Origin of the sequence: Pseudoalteromonas sp. S3785, assembly GCF_005887365.1 — a bacterium.
In the GTDB taxonomy this organism is placed as follows: domain Bacteria; phylum Pseudomonadota; class Gammaproteobacteria; order Enterobacterales; family Alteromonadaceae; genus Pseudoalteromonas.
The window spans coordinates 21541-43379 of sequence record NZ_PNCT01000003.1; the positions used below are offsets into that span (position 1 = coordinate 21541).

19 protein-coding genes and 1 tRNA gene are annotated in these 21839 nt (G+C 39.8%); 16 read left to right on the forward strand and 4 right to left on the reverse strand.

What is annotated here, in order from left to right; genetic code table 11:
* Positions 1-32: 32 nt before the first annotated feature.
* Positions 33-1835 (reverse strand): DEAD/DEAH box helicase, encoded by a 1803-nt coding sequence (locus CWC17_RS00580; RefSeq protein ID WP_138611811.1) that lies wholly within the window; start codon positions 1833-1835, stop codon positions 33-35.
* A 162-nt stretch (positions 1836-1997) separates the two neighbouring features.
* Positions 1998-2261: a GrxA family glutaredoxin gene (locus tag CWC17_RS00585; RefSeq protein WP_004587283.1), complete on the reverse strand. Its 264-nt coding sequence runs from the start codon at positions 2259-2261 to the stop codon at positions 1998-2000.
* Between the two features lie 262 nt (positions 2262-2523).
* Here CWC17_RS00585 and CWC17_RS00590 point away from each other — a divergent pair, with 262 nt between their 5' ends.
* The 9 genes from CWC17_RS00590 (at position 2524) to CWC17_RS00630 (ending at position 12130) form a co-directional block, all read left to right on the forward strand.
* A complete protein-coding gene (locus CWC17_RS00590) occupies positions 2524-3552 on the forward strand; it encodes a response regulator (RefSeq protein WP_138611812.1) in 1029 nt (342 codons plus the stop codon).
* 21 nt (positions 3553-3573) lie between these two features.
* Entirely contained in the window at positions 3574-4170 is a 597-nt protein-coding gene (locus CWC17_RS00595; RefSeq protein WP_138611813.1) for a cysteine hydrolase family protein, read from the forward strand.
* Positions 4171-4177: 7 nt separating this feature from the next.
* Positions 4178-6982: a PAS domain-containing hybrid sensor histidine kinase/response regulator gene (locus CWC17_RS00600; RefSeq protein ID WP_171042058.1), complete on the forward strand. Its 2805-nt coding sequence runs from the start codon at positions 4178-4180 to the stop codon at positions 6980-6982.
* A 481-nt stretch (positions 6983-7463) separates the two neighbouring features.
* Positions 7464-7754, forward strand: coding sequence for a hypothetical protein (locus tag CWC17_RS00605; protein ID WP_055013997.1), 291 nt, complete (start codon positions 7464-7466; stop codon positions 7752-7754).
* A gap of 290 nt (positions 7755-8044) precedes the next feature.
* Complete coding sequence (locus CWC17_RS00610) at positions 8045-8860, forward strand: putative bifunctional diguanylate cyclase/phosphodiesterase (RefSeq protein ID WP_249929243.1); 816 nt, start codon at positions 8045-8047, stop codon at positions 8858-8860.
* 100 nt (positions 8861-8960) lie between these two features.
* Positions 8961-9332: an Hpt domain-containing protein gene (locus tag CWC17_RS00615; RefSeq protein ID WP_055013996.1), complete on the forward strand. Its 372-nt coding sequence runs from the start codon at positions 8961-8963 to the stop codon at positions 9330-9332.
* An 11-nt stretch (positions 9333-9343) separates the two neighbouring features.
* On the forward strand, positions 9344-10738 hold the full coding sequence (locus CWC17_RS00620) for a sigma-54-dependent transcriptional regulator (RefSeq protein WP_055013995.1): 1395 nt from the start codon (positions 9344-9346) through the stop codon (positions 10736-10738).
* A gap of 170 nt (positions 10739-10908) precedes the next feature.
* Positions 10909-11439, forward strand: a complete 531-nt coding sequence (locus CWC17_RS00625; protein ID WP_138541710.1) for a peroxiredoxin-like family protein — start codon at positions 10909-10911, stop codon at positions 11437-11439.
* Between the two features lie 244 nt (positions 11440-11683).
* Positions 11684-12130: an Hsp20 family protein gene (locus CWC17_RS00630; protein ID WP_055013993.1), complete on the forward strand. Its 447-nt coding sequence runs from the start codon at positions 11684-11686 to the stop codon at positions 12128-12130.
* A gap of 59 nt (positions 12131-12189) precedes the next feature.
* Here CWC17_RS00630 and CWC17_RS00635 read toward each other — a convergent pair whose 3' ends face one another.
* Positions 12190-13746 carry a cryptochrome/photolyase family protein gene (locus CWC17_RS00635; RefSeq protein ID WP_138611815.1) on the reverse strand — a complete coding sequence of 519 codons (1557 nt, stop codon included), beginning with the start codon at positions 13744-13746 and terminating at the stop codon, positions 12190-12192.
* Between the two features lie 83 nt (positions 13747-13829).
* Complete coding sequence (locus CWC17_RS00640) at positions 13830-14291, reverse strand: globin (protein ID WP_055013991.1); 462 nt, start codon at positions 14289-14291, stop codon at positions 13830-13832.
* A 376-nt stretch (positions 14292-14667) separates the two neighbouring features.
* On the opposite strand from CWC17_RS00640, the gene CWC17_RS00645 reads away from it, so the two are divergent.
* The 7 genes from CWC17_RS00645 (at position 14668) to rpsO (ending at position 21544) form a co-directional block, all read left to right on the forward strand.
* Positions 14668-14744: transfer RNA gene (locus CWC17_RS00645), tRNA-Met, on the forward strand.
* A 283-nt stretch (positions 14745-15027) separates the two neighbouring features.
* Entirely contained in the window at positions 15028-15483 is a 456-nt protein-coding gene (gene rimP, locus CWC17_RS00650; protein WP_004585883.1) for a ribosome maturation factor RimP, read from the forward strand.
* Positions 15484-15521: 38 nt separating this feature from the next.
* Positions 15522-17021 carry a transcription termination factor NusA gene (gene nusA / locus CWC17_RS00655; RefSeq protein ID WP_055013990.1) on the forward strand — a complete coding sequence of 500 codons (1500 nt, stop codon included), beginning with the start codon at positions 15522-15524 and terminating at the stop codon, positions 17019-17021.
* A gap of 25 nt (positions 17022-17046) precedes the next feature.
* Positions 17047-19704: a translation initiation factor IF-2 gene (gene infB / locus CWC17_RS00660; RefSeq protein ID WP_055013989.1), complete on the forward strand. Its 2658-nt coding sequence runs from the start codon at positions 17047-17049 to the stop codon at positions 19702-19704.
* A gap of 109 nt (positions 19705-19813) precedes the next feature.
* Positions 19814-20221 (forward strand): 30S ribosome-binding factor RbfA, encoded by a 408-nt coding sequence (gene rbfA, locus CWC17_RS00665; RefSeq protein ID WP_004585886.1) that lies wholly within the window; start codon positions 19814-19816, stop codon positions 20219-20221.
* Complete coding sequence (gene truB / locus CWC17_RS00670) at positions 20221-21165, forward strand: tRNA pseudouridine(55) synthase TruB (RefSeq protein WP_138611816.1); 945 nt, start codon at positions 20221-20223, stop codon at positions 21163-21165. Before rbfA ends, truB begins: the two co-directional genes overlap by 1 nt.
* A 109-nt stretch (positions 21166-21274) precedes the next feature.
* Complete coding sequence (rpsO, locus tag CWC17_RS00675) at positions 21275-21544, forward strand: 30S ribosomal protein S15 (protein ID WP_004585888.1); 270 nt, start codon at positions 21275-21277, stop codon at positions 21542-21544.
* Positions 21545-21839: the final 295 nt, after the last annotated feature.

Below are 21839 nucleotides of genomic sequence, written 5' to 3' on the forward strand. Positions count from 1 at the left end.
GGCAAGGTTTTTTATAACATAAGCTATAACGCTTAGTTAGATGTGAAGCTTACAGGACGACGTTCTTTACGAGGACCGCCACGCTTATCACCGCGTTGGTTGTCTTTGTTAAAGTTGCGCTTTCTGTCGCCACTTGGACGCTCAGCGCGTTCACCACGTGGCTCAGCTGGGCCTTGATCTTTTGTTAGTGTCATACCCATTGGGCGTTTACAAATAAACACTTTTTGGAAGTGATCAAGTACATCTTTAGGCATGTTTTGCGGCAATTGTACCGTACTGTGACTGTCGTGTAGACGAATGTCACCAATAAACTTGCTTGAGATGTCCGCTTCGTTAGCAATCGCGCCTACAATGTTTTTAACCTGTACACCGTGCTCACGACCCACTTCGATACGGTAAGTATCCATAGGGCCTACATCGCGGCTGTTACGCTCGCGAGGTTTACGCTCAGGGCGGTCACCACGGCGACCACGATCGCCACGCTCGTTACGTGAATTACGCTCGTTACGAGGTTGAACCTTCACTTCTTCAACTTTAATTGGTGACTGTTGCTGTGCTAAACACAGTAACGCACCTGCTAAGTCTTCTAAAGATAAGTCTAGTTTTTGCGCCATGCTAGCAGCTACTTCATTGAAGAACGTAATGTCTTTGTTTTCAAGAGCAAGCGTAAGCTTTTCTTTTAACGCATTAATACGCTTTTCTTCAACTACTTTAGCTGTAGGTAGTTCAACTTGTGCAATTTCAGATTTAGTATGGCGAATAATATTTTTAAGCAAGTAACGTTCGTTATGCTTAACAAATAAAATCGCTTTACCAGTACGTCCAGCACGACCTGTACGGCCAATACGGTGAACGTAAGCTTCTGAGTCTTGCGGAATATCGTAGTTGATAACTAAGCTTAAACGGTCAACATCAAGACCACGTGCTGCTACATCTGTTGCAATAACGATGTTGATCATTCCGCTTTTTAAACGGTCAACCGTGCGCTCACGTGCTTGCTGGTTCATGTCACCATTAAGTGGAGCTGCAGAGAAACCTTCGCGCTCTAATAACTCAGCAAGTTGCACTGTGTCGTTACGTGTACGTACAAAAACAATAGCGCCTTCGTATTGCTCTGCTTCTAAGAAACGAACAATGGCTTTGTTTTTATGTACGTGAGCATTCCAAAACACTTGCTCAACAGATGATGTCGTTGAGTTTCTAGCAGAAATATGAACCTGTTCAGGGTTATTCATATATTTACTGCTGATGTTTTGAATTTGCTTAGGCATGGTTGCTGAGAAAAGACATGTTTGCTTTTCACGTGGCGTTTTTTCCATGATGCTTTCTACATCATCGATAAAGCCCATACGTAACATTTCATCGGCTTCATCAAGTACTAGTGCTTGTAAAGCATCAAACTTGATAGTGCCACGGTTAATGTGATCGATTAATCGACCTGGAGTAGCAACAATAATTTGTGCGCCACGACGAAGTGCGCTTAATTGAATGCTGTAGCTTTGGCCACCGTATAGTGCTAATACTTCTACACCACGAGTACCTTTTGCATATTGTTCAAATGCCTCAGCAACTTGGATCGCAAGCTCACGGGTTGGTGTGAGTACAAGGATCTGTGGCTGTTTCACAGACGGGTCAATATTGTTTAGTAACGGCAGTGCAAATGCTGCTGTTTTACCTGTACCCGTTTGTGCTAGTCCCAGTACGTCCTTTCTTTCTAGCAATAACGGTATACATTGAGCTTGGATTTCAGATGGTGTCTTGTAACCCAACTCTTCAACTGCCTTTAAAATTGCAGGAGAAAGATTTAGAGATTCAAACGTGACTGGTTCTGACATTAATACGCCTCAACGAATTTAAAGAGGCGCGCATTGTATAGGAAATACGAGGCAATTGCTTGTATAAATTACAACTAATTTGTATGTGATTGATGTTGGTCGAAATTTAACCAGTTTAAGTTTTTGATTTTTTAAACTGGTTAACAAGCTATATACATAGGGTTATTTGTATAGCCCTAGGTTTTCTTTAGCGTAGGCTTCAAATTCAGTAAATCCACCAATGTGTGTTTGATCTACAAAAATTTGCGGCACAGTTGGACAGGGTTTACCTGCAGACTTTTCTAAATCAGCTTTGCTAATACCTTCTTTGATGATATCGATATAACGAAATTTAAAATCATCACGCTCATTAGATAGTTGCTCGGCTACGTCTTTAGCACGTACACAAAAAGGGCAGCCCTCGCGGCCAAAAATTACAGTAAGCATAATACTCTCCTCAATAAATTTAGGTTCATATTAAACGATTAATAAATAATTTAAAGCGCAAAAAATCGATTGTTAAGTTCTGTTTTTATGTAAAGTCGCTTAATTTTTCATTTGCCATGCATTTTGAATTGCAATTTGCAAAAACTCGATTGCCTTTAAGTTAAGTAGTTTTTAAACCTAATAAATTCATCGTATTAGTAATGGCATGCAGGTGGCATATAAATTGATATTTAAGTGCATAGCCAACCTGTTAGGAATGATGATGAGTAATAACAGCCATGTACTAGAAATTATCCAAGGGGTAATTGCACGCTTTTGCAAAACAAATAACACCAATGTGCCAATTACTCTCATCAACAAATTACAGTGTAATTATATTTGTTTACAGATTGCCCCTGAGCAGATGATTATACAATGTGAGGCGTTTATTTTGCCTTCGTTAAAAGCCGCTAAAAGCCATTTTGTGCTAACAGTAGAGGCCAATTTACAGGGTGTTAATTTAAATTACTGGGTAGACTCTAACCCTGAAATGCGCACCATTGACATTCATGGTTTGCTAGCAACCCGTGAGCCAATATTATCTGTTGGTACAGGTAAGGAGTGGGTCAATGCATCAAATAGTAACCCAGATTTACACCAAAGCATTCACTACTTAGTTAATTCAAGTGCACAAAACTTTGGTTTAAAACTCGCCGAGGGCAGCAACGATAATGTTTTGAATATCGAAGATGCACGTCACTTATCTGCAGAAGCGCTCGCTAACCACCTTTTAAATAATGACGATTCACAAAGCATAAAAGTTTGTGCATTTGATGCGCTCAGTGAGTTACAAGACCAACAGGTTATGTCACAGCCGGTATTAGCGTGGCCTTTTTTTGATACTGATTTAGTGCACGCGATAAATAACCTTAATACTCACAATAAATTATCTGTCCTGGTTGCTGATGATAGCTTACCAAGTCAAGTTGCTACCAAAGTTATGCTTGAAATGCTTGGGTGCGCCGTGACGTGCGCAGAAAATGGCTCAAGTGCCTTACTCATTGCCCAGCAAGAACCTTTCGATTTACTGCTGTTAGATGAGCGTATGCCGGGAATGTTTGGCAGTGATGTAGCCCAGCAACTCATTAAGCAAAATACCCCAAACGACAATACACCAAAAGTGATTTTAACGGGCATTACTGAAGAGCAGCAAATTGCGCAGCTTTTTGAAAAAGGGGCGACTCACTATCTTCAAAAACCAGTTACAAAAGCGGTATTAGAAGAGTTTATAAAGCCTTGGCAAGCTGCCTAAAACTCTATTTAGGATAACGCTATGAACGATTTATCAAAAACAGCTTTGCTACTTATTGGCTTTCAAAACGACTATTTTTCACCTGATGGCATTTTATATCAAGTTGTTGAAGAGTCATCGCGGGTAACCGGTGTGGTAAATAACACCTTAGCGCTGTTAGACAAATACATAGACAAATTCGCGTTAGTGCTTAGTACACCCATTCACTTTACACAAGATTACAGCGAGCTTAAAAACCCCATTGGTATTTTAAAAGTCATTGCCGAAGTTGGTGCTTTTAAAGCAAACTCGTACGGGGCGCAAGGCATTAAAGAGTTTGATAAATATGGCGAACGTATTGTGCAAATTCCAGGTAAACGAGGGCTCAATGCCTTTACTCATACAGAGCTTGCGAATGTACTCAATAAAAACGGAATAACCGATATTGTTTTGGCTGGCACGGTGACTTCTATTTGTATTGATTCGACTGCACGTTCAGCTGTGGAGCTAGGTTTTAACGTAACGGTGCTTAATGACTGCACATCAAGCAGAACGCCATTTGAGCAAACATTTTACTGTGAAGACGTTTTTCCACTCTATGCCAAGGTGTGTAGCCATGCCGAGTTAGTAAATGAATGAGGCGAAAATGGAAGAAAAAGACGAGCTACAAGTACAAGTCCACTATGCGTTAATTGAGCAACTTTCATCAAACACTCGCAGGCAAACTAAACTACTTGCTTTGCTCGATGAGTGTGTATTTGAATGCGATAAGCATTTAGTTTTTAGTTACGTCAACGAAGCGTGGCTCAATAAGCTAGGGTTTACACCGGCCATGCTTATAGGTAAAAAAATTACCTCTTTATTAGAAATTAAAGACAGATTAAAGCTGTCGGCATATATTGAGTCTATTTTTGACGAGTCATTTAGCGCTAGCATAGAGCTGCAGGTTAAAAACAATGATGGGCTAAGTAATTGGTTCGAAATGCGCTTAGCGTGTGACGATAACGGCGGTTTTATTGGCTCTTTACATGATATACAACGCCACAAAGATTACCAATACCTGCTCACCGAGCAACAAGTGTATGCCAAGCGACTCTCTTTAGTGGCAAGCCACACTAATAATTTAGTCATAATTACCGATCGTTTCGGTAAAATAGAGTGGGTTAATAAAAGCTTTGAAATACTGACCAGCTATAAATGTGAGGAAGTCATCGGGCTAAGCCCCGGTAAGCTATTGCAAGGACCAAAAACCAGCTCAGAATCACGCCAATTAATGGCTAAAGCGATAAAAAATGCCGAGCCATTTCAAATTGAAACGGTCAATTATGATAAGTATCAAAACGAATACTGGGTGGCTATTGATGCCACTCCGGTAAAAGACGACGATGGAAGAGTTAAACATTTTATAGCCATAGAAACGAACATTACCCAGCGTGTAAAAGCTGAACAAGCAATGGCCGAAATAGAATATAACTACCATTCTGTGGTCGATAATATCCCTGATATTGTATTGCGGTTAGACGCGCAAGGCTGTTTATTGTTTATGAATAAAGCGTGGCAAGATTTCTTTCAAACTGACATGAATAAACACCTTGGTTTGCCCATTGCTAATTTTATAATGTGTGAGGATGTTGAAAAGTTAAATACGGCTCTCGCCAGCTATACAGATGGCAGCCGAGAAGTAAAACGTTTGGATATTAGATTCACTAACGCACTAAACGAGCCAAACTGGGTTGAAATGACCCTTACACCAATTACTTCATTGAACGATACACACTTAACGTCTATAGCCGCTACCGTTGTGGATATTCAAGAGCGTGTGATAGCTGAACAAATACTCTTAGAAGCTAAGCATCAGGCAGAGTCGTTGGCGGAGTCTAAAAGTCGATTTATGGCAAATATTAGTCATGAAATACGTACACCTTTAAATGCGGTGATTGGGTGTGCTGATATTTTGCATGACACAGGGCTTACGACTGAGCAAAAACGTTACACTCAGATGATTAAAACAAGCTCAGATGCGTTATTAAGCATATTAGACGATGTATTGACATACTCGCGTTTTGAAGCACAAGCAATTTCAATTGATAATCAGCCATTTAGTCTCGACACTTGTTTAGAAGAAGCTATTGATATAGTGAGCGAAAGCGCTGTACAAAAAGGGCTTGAGCTCATTTTTGATCTGCACCCTGATGTTCCGGTTCAGGTGATTGGCGATCATGGTCGTATAAGACAAATAGCTATAAACTTACTCTCGAATGCTATTAAGTTCACCCAAAAAGGGGCACTCATCGTCACCGCTCAGTGTGCCGAATTTAATAACAATAAATTTACGTTGCAGCTTAGCTTCAAAGACACTGGTATAGGGATTGCTCAAAACAAACTCGACAGTATGTTTAAGCCCTTTATTCAATCTGATAATTCTATTACACGAGAATATGGCGGTAGTGGTTTAGGGTTAGCCATATGTAAGCAAATATGTGATGCTGCAGGGGGTGATATTACTGTCAACTCCCAGTTTGGTGTAGGGAGTGAGTTTATTGTTACTTACCCGTTACTCATAGACACAAGCGGGCAAGTGCAAAGGGAAGGGTTTTCTGCTAGAGCGAAAAAACCTAATGTTTGTGTGTTCAGTAAGAACTCCCCCCTAAACACAGCGATAGAGCATATGCTTACCCGCCATTCTATTGATTACTCACGTGTTCAAAGCCTATCGAAGTTAAGCTCTATTGCAACACCTGACGCTATTGTTACAACTAACAAGCGTGATTTAGAGGCAGCGCAACAATTTTTAAAAAATCACCCGCGTTTAAATGAGCCGTGCCTATTACTTATAGATTTATTAGGTAAGAGCCAAAAGGAAGAGGCACCAAGCGATGGCATGCTTAGATTAAATGGCCCTTTTAAACCTTCTCACCTCCCTAGAGCAATTGTTGCACTTGAGGAAGCGCTTTTTCACCTTAATATTATTTTTACTAATAAAAAAGAAATTTCGAAAAATACAAACACAATAAAGGCTCAACCATTTAAAGGTACACATGTACTTGTTGTTGAAGACAATAAAAATAATCAAATAGTCATTCAGCAATTTTTAGAGCAGCAAGGGTGTTTAGTAAAAATAGCTAGCAACGGACTAGAGGCAGTTGAAAAAGTTAAAACTCAAACAATAGATCTAATATTTATGGACATACAAATGCCAATTTTAGACGGTATTTCTGCGACTAAAAAAATCAGAGAATTATCTATCGTTACACCTATTATAGCGCTAACAGCGAATGCTATTCATGGCGATAAAGAGCGTTTTATTAAGGCAGGGATGAATGACTATTTAGCAAAACCAATAATTAGCTCAAAACTTAATCTGCTTTTGAATCAATACTTACCAAAACTTGATGACGTTAAACACTCTAAGCTAGAGCGTATTAATGAAATTTGGTCATTATTAAAGTAAAAAGTAACACCGTTGTATTACAGCTTAAATGAAAGCTAAATATGACCTAATAAGGCCTTACATCGATATTTAAAGTTAATGATTTTTTGAAGGTAGAAGACGTGTTTTAAAATGTACTATGAATTAATTTTTTTATTTTACTAAACCTTAAGCTGTTAACTAAACGACTAATTGGTACCTTAATACTAGTTTCTTTTGATTATAAAACTAATCCATACCTGCTCCTTTTGAATTATTTTTAAATTGGTTTGCATTTTGCAAATCAAAATGAAATTGAATTTCATAATGCAATTGGTTACTCAGCGAGTTTTTATCTTCTTCTATTAAACACATTATTTTAATTATTGATTTATAAAGACTTAAATTTTTTATCCTCATTTAATTTAATGTGGCATGGCTTTCGCTACATAGACATCAAGTAAAGCGAAATAATCGCAGTTACAAATTTATTATATCGTCATATGATTTTAAGGTGTCTATTATGCAAACTAATACTAAAGTTAAACAGCAACCAAAAAAAATGTCTTTTGTTCTTACTCCTGAGTTAATGGTGCTGTCTATTATTATTGTTGCAGCGGTTATTGTGGGTGCAACGGCACTGAGAGGCACAGTTACTATTGAGCCTGTTAACGAAGGCAATACTGAGATGTTTACGAATAAATTTAGTAATAGTGAATTAGACAATGCCACTATTGAAAGTGCTTCATTAAATTACGCCCAAAACATCAATGAGCAAGCTGAGCAATCAGGCTCGCAAGGTTTAAACAATTAAACAATACTTCCCCTTTAGTATTTTTTGGCTGACTCTAAGTAATTAGGTCAGCCTTTTTATTTCATGCTGATCTATAAACGCAAAACGCCATTTTTTTACGTGTTTTTCCTCAACTTGCGTGTCAGTGTGATTTGCAAAATGCAAATATCCCTCCAGATGATTTCAAGCTAAATAGATAAATTTAACTCATTGAAAGTATAGACTTTATTTATTCTTTTATACGTATTTTTGGTCTATATATTGCTAATGTATAACAAGTTTATGTTTTGCCTTTATTTGTGGAGAAATTTATGAATGCGTTTAAAAGCTTAGAGCCTACCAATACGGTCAACATTGCACGCTGGCACGAACTAGAGCAAATTATGACGCATGCTATGAAAAACCATTGCTTTAATATGGTTTATCAGCCTCTTGTGTCTTTAACTAGTGGTCAACTAGTTGGCTTTGAGTCTTTAGTACGTTGCGAATCTTCACGCTATGGTGCGGTTGGCCCCGACGAATTTATACCGCATGTGGAGCAATCAGGCATGATTTTAGATTTGGGGGATTGGATTTTTAAGCAAACACTGAGTGACTTAAGCGAAATGAGAAAGATAGGTATGGACGATATAACTATTTCACTAAACATTTCACCTATCCAAATTATTGAAGGGAATGTGTTCTCTAAAGTAATGACTTTACTCGATAAATATCAGATAGATCCAGCGGCCATAAAAGTAGAATTAACAGAAACAGCGTTAATCAAAAGTCCTCAGCGTATAGCCAAAACATTTGAGCATTTTCACAAAGAAGGGGTGAAAATTTGGCTAGACGATTTTGGTACGGGCTATGCTTCGCTGGGGCTTTTACGGCAGTTTAATATTGATGGGCTAAAAATAGACCGTAGTTTTATAAGCGGTATTACAACTAACAATGAGGATTTTACGTTGTGCAGCGCAATTATCGCTATGGCGCAAAGGTTAGGCCTTGAAACCATTGCTGAGGGGATTGAACAGCGCGAGCAATTACAAATATTAGAGCAGCTAGGGTGTGATGTAGCACAAGGTTACTTACTCGGAAGACCAAGTAGTTTAGCTAATAATACGGAGACTTGGGTAAAAATGTAACTTAACTGAATGTTTCAATTTGCAAAATGCGAAAAACGACTTACTCTAAAAGTATAAACCTAGTGAAGCATTACATTACAATAATAAATAAAGGCCTGATATGCCAATACCAGAAGAACATATAGACAACACCATTACTCAAGCACATGTGCTAGCGCAATTAGAGCAAGATGTTGGCTCACTCACTTTAGTAAGGCTGGTAAATTTATTTATTACTGAATTAGAGGAAATGCGACTTCGACTTAAACAAGCTATTGATGAGCAAGATGAAGATAATATTAAAGATATAATGCACGTACTTAAAAATTCTGCCGCGCTTTACGGTGCTTTAACTTTGGCAGCCCTAGCTAGCCAGTTACATGATTACCCACCGGTTACCATTGAAGAAAATATCCATGCTGCCCAAATCGTTCAACATAATCTAGAAAAAACCCATGCTGCATATCAAGTTATTGCACAAAATATTACTTAAAAGGTTCTGCTATGAACGATCCTCAAGAAAAAGCACTGATTTATATTGTTGAAGATAGTATTGCAAGTGGGGCTCTATACGCCAGCCAACTAGAGCAGGCTGGCCATGAATGCCGGCACTTTACCGATGGTTATTCAGCCTTGGTTGCTATAAAAGACACGATGCCCGACGTTATTGTGCAGGACGTTTGTTTACCCGATATTAGTGGTTTAGAGGTGCTGCAGTTTGTAAAAAAACAGGAAAAGCCAGCGAATGTCGTGATGATCACCTCAAATAGCTCTATTGATGTAGCTGTTGAGGCAATGCGCTTAGGAGGCTTTGATTTTTTAGAGAAACCGTTTTCAGGGCAGCGCTTAGTAAGCGCAGTTGATAGTGCGCTTTCACAGAAAACCACTCCTGCTGTTAAAGTTCAAAAACAAAAAGCACCAAGCACTTCAGCATTTATTGGTGAGTCACTCGCAATGCAAACAGTGTTTAGGCTTTTAGATAGTGCAGCACGAAGTAAAGCATGTGTTTTTATTACTGGTGAAAGTGGTACAGGGAAAGAGGTGTGCGCGCAAACGTTACACGACACGAGTCCAAGAAGTGAAGGGCCGTTTATAGCCATTAACTGTGCTGCTATTCCTGGAGAGCTATTTGAATCCGAGTTTTTTGGTCATGTAAAAGGGGCTTTTAGCGGCGCGTTAAGTGATAGAAAAGGCGCTGTAGAAGTGGCAAATGGTGGCACTTTATTTTTAGATGAGTTGTGTGAAATGGAGCTTAATTTGCAAGCTAAACTATTACGTTTTCTGCAAACAGGCGCGTTTAATCGAGTAGGCAGTAGCGAGGTTTTACACAGTAATGTTAGGCTAGTGTGTGCAACAAATAGAAGTCCCGTAGTTGAAGTTGCTGAAGGGCGTTTTAGGGAAGATTTATACTACAGACTTAATGTTATTCCTGTAAAATTACCACCGCTGCGTGAGCGAGCTGGCGATATTATGTTGCTTGCAAAGCATATTTTAAAACAAAAAAGTGAAAGTAACGCTAAGTTGTTCCATCGTTTTTCAAAAGAAGTTGAAAATCTTTTTTGCAACTACGATTGGCCCGGTAATATTCGTGAGCTGCAAAATGTTATAGAAAATATAGTTGTTATTAATGATGGTGAAATTGTTGAGCTAGATATGCTACCAAGCTCATTCGGTGTTAATTCTGCTATTCCAAGCAAAAATACTAGCCCATCCCAATCTTCAGAGCCATTACAAACTAACTCACTTATGGGCGTGCACGACATAGAGCCCCTTTGGCAGGTTGAAAAAAGAGCAATAGAGTCGGCAATAGCGGTATGCGATGATAACATTCCACTTGCTGCGGCCTATTTGGGTGTAAGCGCCTCGACTATTTACAGAAAAATAAAAGGTTGGAGTTAGCTTTACGTTTCTTACTTACACCTGCTTGGTGTTTATACTGTCCTAATGCTACTTAATAAAAGCGAGTCGCCTGTTATTTCGTTCTCAGTTACATTTTCATGGTTGAAATAAACAAAGATACCCTAAGCTCTATCACTACACCCTAAGTTTAATAGTAAAAGGAGATCACAATGAGTAACGTTAATTTACAGCCAGCAAGTGTAATGCAGCCTTTAGTGGTAAGCGATTTAGATAACAACGACGTGAATTTAGTTGACCGCGTAAGCGACAAACCTTGGAAAATGATAGTGGTGTACAGAGGCCAGCATTGCCCTAAATGTACCGAGCAGCTCAACGAGCTTGCAACAATGCATGACGATTTTGCCAGCGCAGGTGTAGAAGTTGTAGCAGTAAGTGGCGATAGCGAAGAGCAGCTTAAAAAGCATCTTGAAAAAATAGATGTAAATTACCCCCTTTATTACAATTTGACCATGGAGCAAATGACAGATTTAGGCTTATACATTAGTGAGCCGCGTAGTGATGCTGAAACAGATCACCCCTTTGCTGAGCCTTGCATTATTGTTTTAAACGAAGACAACCAAGTGCAAATGCTTGATAAATCAAATAGTCCATTTGTTCGCCCAAGCCTTAAGCAGTTGTTAGGCGGTATTAAATTTTCACGCGAAAACGACTACCCAATTCGCGGTACTTTTATTAAGTAACGTGTACTGAGTAATTTGTTGAATAGACGATGAGGGCACATTTTTGTGCCCTTTTTATTTTTTTCACTTTTTTAATAAAAATTACTTGAAAACTATTTTACTGCCCATAAATAGTTTAGTGAGGACGCCTGATGGGTCCCAAAAATACAGAAGTTATTGAAATTTATATTATTAATTTAATTATGTTGTACTTGTTCAAACGAAAAGTAACAACATTATATCGCTTAAATATGAGGATATTATTATGCGTACAGTAGATTTATCACCACTTTATCGTTCATTCATCGGCTTCGATCATTTAGCATCTTTAATGGATGCGGCAGCGCGTACAGACAAGCAGCCTAGCTTTCCCCCTTACAACATTGAAGCGCTCGATAAAGACAAATACAGAATCACTATGGCCGTTGCTGGCTTTAGTGAAAATGAACTGACCATTGAGTCAGAGAACAACACTTTAAAAGTTGCAGGCACTAAACCAAATAAAGATGAAAATGCAGAACGCAAGTTTATTCATCAAGGTATAGCAGAGCGTAACTTTGAGCGTAAGTTTCAACTAGGGGATCATGTAAAGGTACTTGGTGCCGATTTAGCTAACGGTCTGCTCAGCATAGACCTAGAGCGCGAAATTCCGGAAGCACTTAAACCTCGCAAAATTGAAATTGGCGCTAGCAACCTAATTGAAGGTAAGTAATCGCTAGTTTATATATTTTTTGATTGTAGCCGCCTAAGCTTAGGCGGCTTTTTTGTTTTCTATAACTCGTTTATGCGCGTTAAATAATAATTCGCTTGGTCTAAGGTCTGTTGTTGGAGCTCAGGCGCTTGTTTATCCCAGTTTCTATATACCATGCCGATGCGTGGATTTTTTTCAAGTAGTGCGCGGTGTTTGTCCATAAATTGCCAATATAAGCTATTGTAAGGGCACGCCTTATCACCTACTTTTTGTTTAACATCGTAGTGACAGTTTTTGCAGTAATCACTCATTTTATTAATGTAATTACCACTGGCTGCATAGGGTTTAGTGGCAATAATACCCTCATCTGCAAATTGGCTCATACCACGGGTGTTAGGCATTTCAACCCATTCAATGGCATCAATATAAACCCCCAAATACCACTGGTCGACCTCATTAGGGTCAACGCCCGTTAATAAGCAAAAATTACCAATGATCATTAACCGTTGAATATGGTGAGCGTAGGCGGTGTCTAAGCTCTGAGTTAAAGCATGACTTAAACAATTCATTTTTAAATCACCATCCCAAAAGTAATTCGGTAACGACTGCTTTGCCTGTAATTGATTTTTTTGTGCATAGTCGGGCATGTTTACCCAATATATACAGCGGACGTACTCACGCCAACCTAGGATCTGCCTAACAAAGCCCTCTACTTGAGAAATCGAAATTGTATCAGGGTGAGCATTATATTCGTCAATTACACGCTTTATAACGTACAGTGGGTGGATTAGTTTTGCATTCAAAGCAAACGATAAACGGCTATGGTACAAGCTTGCGTTATTGGCGACTTGATCGGTCATTGCATCTTGAAACTGGCCAAAGTTTTTTAATAGGTGAGTGCAAAAATACTCTAAACAGGTTTTTGCTTGGTTGCGAGTAAGCGGCCACGGGAGCTGCTTAGGGTTTATTTGACCAAAGTAATTTACGTTATGTTTTTTAAGTCTGCTAATGATATTGCTAACATCGTTATCAAATACTTTTGGCGGGGGAATAGCGTTTAAATCTGCTTTTTTAAATTTATTTCTGTTTTTACTATCAAAGTTCCATTGTCCTCCTTGTGGGCTACTCCCATCCATAAGAATATTGTATTGTTTGCGCATAGCACGGTAAAAGTGCTCCATAGTCACATGTTTGTTTTTTTCAAATTGTTCGTTAATACGTTCAAATGGCAGCAAAAAATGTTCAGTGTCATAGGCTTTAACGGTAAAAGGTGATTCTTTCTTAAACTTGCTCAGCTGTGCTTTGAGCCTGTATTCATCAGGGTATTGATAATGTATTTCACTGCATTGGTACTGTTTAGCTATTCGCGTAATCAAGTCGGGTAAGGTTTTGTCTTGGTGGGTATCATCAAGGGTAAGGTGAAGTGTGCTGTAATTAGCGCTTTGTAAAGCCGTAGCAAAACGCTCCATCGCATAAAAAAAAGCACATAACTTTTGCACATGGTGCTTAACATAGCAGGTTTCTTGATTTAACTCGGCGATTAAATAAAGCGTATCAGGGCTTTTTTCTTTAAACCACGAATGTGAAGCATTGAGTTGATCACCTAATATCAGGCGCAAAACCTTAAAACGAGACATAAACCACCTAAATATAGTTGTACGTAAAAATCGACAACACAGATCTAGAAAGTCTGCTCATAACCAAAAAATCAGTGAGTCTTTTAAACCTTATTTGCGCGAAGTTGAGATATTTTTTGTTCTAGCGAAATAACATTTGTTTTATTAAACAATGTTGTATTAGCAAAGCTTTCAAAATAACGAAGCGCTTTTTGCCAAGCAACTTGCGTTTGTGCTGTAAAAAAACGTCCTAGGTGCTCGCTTAGTGTGTCGTAAAAGGCGTCACAAAGTAGTGATATTTCCCTTGGCGTAACATTCCTCTTTTTTAAATATTGCAAGTGAAAGGCTAAAAAGGGGGCAACAGATGATGGGTTATTTAAATGCCTAACTATGCGTTCTAAAACGCAATACAGTATGTAACTTTTTTCGTTAAAGTAGGCCGCACTTGGGTATTGCATTGTAATGTTTGACTCTTCAAGCTTGGCATGAAAGCGTGCTGTAAACGCGTGAAAGTTTGGCTTAACTATATGCAAACTTTTAATTAACTGTGGCTGATAAGTATTCATTAGCAATCTCATTAAATTTTGTAATTTTTATTTTTATCCACATCGGAGAGCTTTTAGTATAGTGCGTCGCTCACATATCGCACGTAATCTAAACGTAAAAAGCATAAATTTGTATCATTTTTATGAATTTTAGACATTTTATTTATGAATATACGGCTTTTTACGTAGATGTTAGTGACGCTACAATTACCATTTTAATGTCTGCATAATCATAATACATACTAGCGAAGCTTAAAATGGGGGGTCACTGATTTTATCAAACTTATTAGTTATTATGGTTGCTAATTACCCCGTATATCCTTATAATAGCCGCCATTGTTTAGCGGTTGATTAACCACTAACAGCGATATTGAATTTTAGGTTTGATATCTATTGGCGCGGGATGGAGCAGCCTGGTAGCTCGTCGGGCTCATAACCCGAAGGTCGTCGGTTCAAATCCGGCTCCCGCAACCAATTTTTATAGTATAGGTATAACCTTACTAAATTCTGTATCGCGCATTCTAAGTAATGCGCGTTTTGCGTTTAAGCTAATGTAGTTTAATTAGGTCAGTAAAATGACCCGCAGCCAAGCTTGGCCAAAGGCCACACAGTTTTATGCTTTATTGGTGTGACGCCCCGCTTGGTTCGGGGCGTTGTTGTATCTGCACCATTGATTTTTTGTCTTGTCATTAAATCAAAACTTAAACTCAGTATTTTAGGGCTATAAGCCCTTTTTTTGTTTGTATGGAGGATTTTCGTGACAAAACTTGAGCAAGATTTATTAACCATGCTAACGCCTGCAGTAGAAATGTTAGGCTTTGAATTACATGGTCTTGAGTTTGTACAAGCAGGCCGCCATTCTACCTTAAGGGTTTACATTGACCATGAGGATGGGATATCTGTTGATAATTGTGCGGATGCGAGTCGCCAAATTAGTGCGATTTTAGACGTCGAAGACCCAATTACAAACGAATATGATTTGGAAGTATCGTCTCCTGGTGTTGATCGTCCATTATTCAAACAAGATCACTACGAGAAGGCGCAAGGAGAGGAAGTACGCGTGCGTACTAAGCTTCCACAAGATGGTCGCCGTAATTTTAAAGGCGACTTAGTAGCAGTTAGCAGTGATATGATCACACTTAAAAGCGATGGCGAAGAGCACTTAATCATGCTTAGCAATATCGAACGTGCGAACATCATCGCAAAGTTTTAATTCGAGTGCGAAGGAATAGGGCAAGCGAGGCATTACCCATGGCAAAAGAGATATTATTAGTTGCTGAAGCCGTTTCCAATGAGAAAGCGGTTCCAAAAGAAAAGATTTTTGAAGCGTTAGAGTTCGCTCTAGCAACAGCGACAAAGAAAAAACACGATGGCGAAATTGAAGTGCGCGTATCTATCGACCGCAAAACTGGCGATTACGATACATTCCGTCGTTGGAAGATTGCAGAAATTCAAGAAGATGGTTCATTAGAAAATCCTTACAGCGAAATCACATTAGAAGCAGCTCAAGTTGAAGAACCTGACTTGCAACTGGGTGATTATGTTGAAGAACAGATTGAATCTATCAAATTCGACCGCATAACTACACAAATGGCAAAGCAAGTTATCGTACAAAAAGTACGTGAAGCTGAGCGCGCTTTAGTTGTAGAAGCGTATAAAGATCAAGAAGGCGAGCTAGTAACAGGTGTCGTTAAAAAAGCAACACGTGATGCAATCGTACTTGATTTAGGTAACAACGCCGAAGCAGTTATTTACCGTGACGATATGCTGCCACGTGAAAACTTCCGTCCAGGAGATCGTATCCGTGGTCTTCTATACGAAGTTAAACCTGAAGCACGCGGCGCACAGTTATTCGTAACGCGTTCAAAACCAGAAATGCTGATGGAATTATTCCGCATTGAGGTGCCAGAGATTGGCGAAGAAATGATTGAGCTTCGTGCTGCAGCACGCGATCCGGGTTCACGCGCTAAAATTGCCGTTAAATCAAATGACAAGCGTATTGACCCAGTAGGTGCGTGTGTTGGCATGCGTGGTGCCCGTGTTCAAGCTGTATCATCAGAACTTGGTGGCGAGCGTGTTGATATCGTACTTTACGATGACAACCCGGCACAATTTGTAATTAATGCAATGGCACCAGCAGAAGTGGCTTCAATCGTAATGGATGAAGACACTCACTCAATGGATATCGCAGTAGAAGCCGATAACCTAGCACAAGCAATTGGTCGTAATGGTCAAAATGTTCGTTTAGCTAGCCAATTAACTGGTTGGGAACTAAACGTAATGACGGTTGATGACATGCGCGCTAAAAATGAAGCCGAGTCAGATAAGTTAATCAACTTATTTACTGAAAATTTAGATATTGATGATGAATTTGCATCATTACTTATTAACGAAGGTTTCTCAACACTTGAAGAAGTAGCCTATGTGCCTGCTTCAGAGTTTTTAGAAATCGACGGCTTAGATGAAGAAACAGTTGATGTGCTGCGTTCACGCGCTAAAGATGCATTAACAACTAAAGCACTTAAAACGGAAGAAAGCTTAGAAGGTGTAGAACCGGCTGAAGACTTACTTGCGCTTGAGGGTTTAGAACGCCATCTAGCATTTGTTATGGCAAGCAAAGGTGTAGTAACACTTGAAGACTTAGCTGAGCAAGGTATTGATGAATTAGTAGATATTACAGAGCTTTCACCTGAAAAAGCAGGTGAGCTAATTATGGCTGCACGTAATATTTGTTGGTTCGCAGACGAGTAATTTATTAACGGAGGTATTACACACTATGGCAGAAGTAAATGTTGAAAAACTAGCCGGCGATATAGGTACAACTGTTGATAAATTGCTTCAGCAATTTTCACAAGCGGGTATCACTAAAAAAGCGGGTGATAATGTAACTGAGGCTGAAAAAGCACAGCTACTAGATCACTTAAGCAAATCGCACGGTGGTACTGGTTCAGAAGGCCCAGCACGCATGACTTTACAGCGTAAGAGCAAAAGCACATTAAGTGTGACTGGTTCTACGGGTAAAGCAAAGGCTGTTCAAGTTGAAGTTCGCAAAACACGTACTTACGTGAAAAAAAGCGCAATTGAGCAAGAACAAGAGCAGCAGCGTCTAGCCGCTGAAGAAAAAGCGCGTATCGAAGAGCAGCAAAAAGCTGCACAAGAAGCCGCAGAATTAAAAGCGAAACAAGAGGCAGAACGTAAAGCAAAAGAAGAAGCTGATCGTAAAGCCAAAGAAGAAGCTAAGCGCAAAGCAGAAGCAGAGCGTAAGGCTAAACAACAGCAGATGACCCCAGAGCAAAGTGCTAAGTCTGAGAAAGATCGCATCGAAGCTGAGCGTCTGCAGAAAGAAGCAGAAGAGGCCGCATTGAAGAAAGCTGAAGAAGAAGCGAAACGTCAAGCAGAAGAGGCAAGAAAGCTAGCTGAAGAGAATGAAGCTCGCTGGAAGAAAGAGGAAGAAGAACGTAAGAAACGCGAAGAAACAGCGGATCACCATCTTACGACTTCTACTTACGCACGTGAGGCAGAAGATGTTGCCGATGCACGTGATGAGCAAGGCGCACGCCGTGCTAAGAAAAAGAAAAAAGCCCCAGCAAAAGATAAATTTGCAGGTGGTAAAGGCCGTAAAGGTAAGCTAAAAGCACCTACATCGCTACAACACGGTTTCCAAAAACCAACAGCAGATGTTAAAAACGAAGTGCGTATTAGCGAAACAATTACAGTTGCAGAGCTTGCATCACGCATGGCAGTTAAAGGCGCTGAAGTTGTTAAAACAATGATGAAAATGGGTGACATGGTTACCATTAACCAGGTAATTGACCAAGAAACAGCACAACTTGTTGCTGAAGAAATGGGCCACAAAGTTATCATTGTTAAAGAAAACGAATTAGAGCAAACAGTACTAAATGACCGCCATGAAGATGGTAAGTCTGAGCCGCGTGCACCAGTAGTAACTGTAATGGGTCACGTTGACCACGGTAAAACATCAACGCTTGATTACATTCGTTCTGCTAAAGTTGCATCAGGCGAAGCCGGTGGTATTACACAGCACATTGGTGCATACCACGTTGAAACTAACGGCAACATGATCACTTTCTTAGATACACCAGGTCACGCCGCGTTTACATCAATGCGTGCACGTGGTGCTAAAGCAACAGATATTGTAATCCTAGTGGTTGCAGCAGACGATGGTGTAATGCCACAGACTAAAGAAGCGGTACAGCATGCTCGCGCAGCTGGCGTTCCTTTAATCATCGCTGTAAACAAAATGGATAAAGAAGGCGCAGACCCAGATCGCGTTAAAAACGAACTAGCTCAGCTAGACGTTATTCCTGAAGATTGGGGCGGTGATACGCAGTACGTTCATATCTCAGCTAAAACAGGCTTAGGTATTGATGACTTACTAGAAGCTGTTCTTATGCAATCTGAGCTTTTAGAGCTTCGCGCTCCATCAGAAGGCATGGCAGCAGGTGTTGTAATTGAATCTCGTCTTGATAAAGGACGCGGCCCAGTTGCTTCTATCTTAGTTCAATCCGGTACCCTTAACCAAGGTGATATCGTACTGTGTGGCCTTGAATACGGCCGTGTTCGTGCAATGAAAGACGAAAACGGTAAAGACATTAAATCAGCGGGTCCTTCTATTCCTGTAGAGATTTTAGGTCTATCAGGTATTCCGGCAGCAGGTGATGAAGCGACTGTTGTTAAAGATGAGCGTAAAGCGCGTGAAGTTGCTTTATACCGTCAAGGTAAATTCCGCGACGTTAAACTTGCTCGTCAGCAAAAAGCGAAGCTTGAAAACATGTTTACTAACATGGCTGAAGGCGATGTATCTGAAGTTAACGTGGTACTTAAAGCAGACGTTCAAGGTTCAATCGAAGCGATTTCAGACTCACTAACTAAGCTTTCTACTGATGAAGTAAAAGTGAAGATTGTTGGTTCTGGCGTAGGTGGTATCACTGAAACTGATGCAACACTTGCTGCTGCATCTAACGCAATCGTAGTTGGCTTCAACGTGCGTGCTGACGCATCTGCACGTAAAGTGATTGATACTGAAAACTTAGACTTACGTTACTACAGTGTTATCTACAGCTTAATTGAAGAAGTTAAGCAAGCCATGTCGGGTATGCTTGCGCCTGAGTTTAAGCAAGAGATTATCGGTCTTGCTGAAGTGCGTGACGTATTTAAGTCTCCAAAAATTGGCGCAATTGCTGGTTGTATGGTGACTGAAGGTACTATTAAACGCAGCGCACCAATTCGTGTATTACGTGATAACGTGGTTATTTACGAAGGTGAGCTTGAGTCACTACGTCGCTTTAAAGATGACGTTCAAGAAGTACGTAACGGCATGGAATGTGGTATCGGTGTTAAGAACTACAATGACGTGCGCGTTGGTGACCAAATCGAAGTATTTGAGACAGTTGAAGTACAACGTACACTTTAATTGCTCGTAAGCTAAGATTGTAAATGGGGGCTTTGCCCCCATTTCTGTATCCATTATTTAATTAACTTATTATTTTAATTCAGTAAGTTATGATTTTAGGAAAACAATCATGAGAGAATTTTCTCGCACTGATCGTGTTGCTCAGCAAATTCAAAAAGAAATTGCTGTTATTTTACAACGCGAAATTAAAGATCCGCGCTTAGGCATGGTGACAGTGTCTGCGGTAGAAGTATCGCGCGATTTATCTTACGCAAAAGTTTTTATTACGGTGTTTAATACCGAAGATGAGAACAAAGCAAAAGAAAGCGCAAAAATACTTAACGAAGCAACGGGCTATATTCGCTCGTTACTGGGTAAGCGTATTCGTGCTCGTATAATGCCTGAGCTTAAGTTTGTAGTAGATAACTCACTAATGGAAGGGATGCGTATCTCTAACTTAGTGGACTCGGTTATACGCGAAGATAACGCTAAACATGTTGATGATGAAACTGATAGCGAAGAAGGCACTAAAGACTAATGGCTAGACGCAGTAAAGGCCGTCCGATTGATGGTATTTTGTTGTTAAACAAACCTCAAGGCATTTCGTCGAACAAAGCCCTACAGCAAGCTAAAGGTATTTATTTTGCTCAAAAAGCAGGTCATACCGGTGCGCTAGATCCACTGGCCACTGGCATGCTGCCTATTTGCTTTGGTGAAGCGACTAAATTTACCCAATTTTTGCTCGATACAGATAAAACCTATGTGGTAAGAGCAAAACTAGGGGAGCGAACAACTACCTCTGATTCAGATGGCGAAGTGGTGGAAACCCGTGATGTAAACGTTACCACGGAACAGTTAGCTGCAGAAATTAAAAAGTTTTTAGGCGAGTCAGATCAGTATCCATCAATGTACTCGGCACTTAAATATGAAGGTAAACCTTTATATAAATACGCGCGTGAGGGCATTGAAGTACCGCGAAAGTGTCGAAAAATAAACGTGTTTAGTTTATCGCTTGATGAGTTTGATGAAGCAAACAATGAAGTGCAAATGACTGCGCATGTATCTAAGGGTACATACATCCGTACCATTGTAGATGATTTAGGCGAAAACCTAGGCTGTGGCGCACATGTTATTATGTTGCATCGTTCGGCGGTTGGCCATTATCCTAAAGACAAAATGGTCTCGCTTGAGCACCTTGAAACTCTATTAGCGAAGGCTAAAGAAGAGGAGGTTGCCCCTTCTACATACCTTGATGAACTGCTATTGCCAATGGATAGTGCGCTGGTTGATTTACCCGTCGTAGAAATTAGTAAAGAGCAGGGTGTTGCGTTCAGCCATGGCCAAGCCGTAGTACTAGGCACAGATTTACCCGAAGGGGCCATTAAGGTCTTAGCTGATGGTGTGTTTATTGGGACCGGTGAGCGCAACCCTGATGGGCATTTAAAATCAAAGCGCGGCTTATCTAATCAGCAACCTGAGTAAACTTTCACTTGTAGTTATCCTCATAGTTGGTAGAATACGCCCGCTCAATCGTTTTGGCTGAATTAGTGATCGGCTAAAGCACCTATTAAATTTAACTTTTGGAGTTATTATGTCACTAAGCAATCAAGAAAAAATCGATATCATTGCTAAATTTGCACGTGCTGAAGGCGACACTGGTTCACCTGAAGTACAAGTAGCTTTACTTACTTTTGATATCAACAAGCTTCAAGGTCATTTTGCTGACCACAAGCATGACTTCCACTCACGTCGTGGTCTGCTTCGTAAAGTAAGTACTCGCCGTAAATTGCTTGATTACCTTAAAGGTAAAGATATCTCGCGTTATACTGCACTAATCCAAGAGCTTGGCCTACGTCGCTAAGAACTAGATTACGAGAAAAGGAGCTTTATAGCTCCTTTTTTTGTGCCTAAATTTTTAACCTACCAATACACCTTCTTAAAATATAAGTAAAAATCAATAAACGATTAGGCAAAAGCGATTGTGTTTTATCTTTGGGTAGGCTCGCAATTTTAGGTCGCTTTGGTATATACTATGCGCGTAGATAAATAGGTTATCTGCAGTCATTAAAAATTTTGCCAATTGTAGTACTTAATTGATTTCCAACTGAATACAATTATGTACTGTAATTGGCCCTTTTAATGACACTTATTATTGA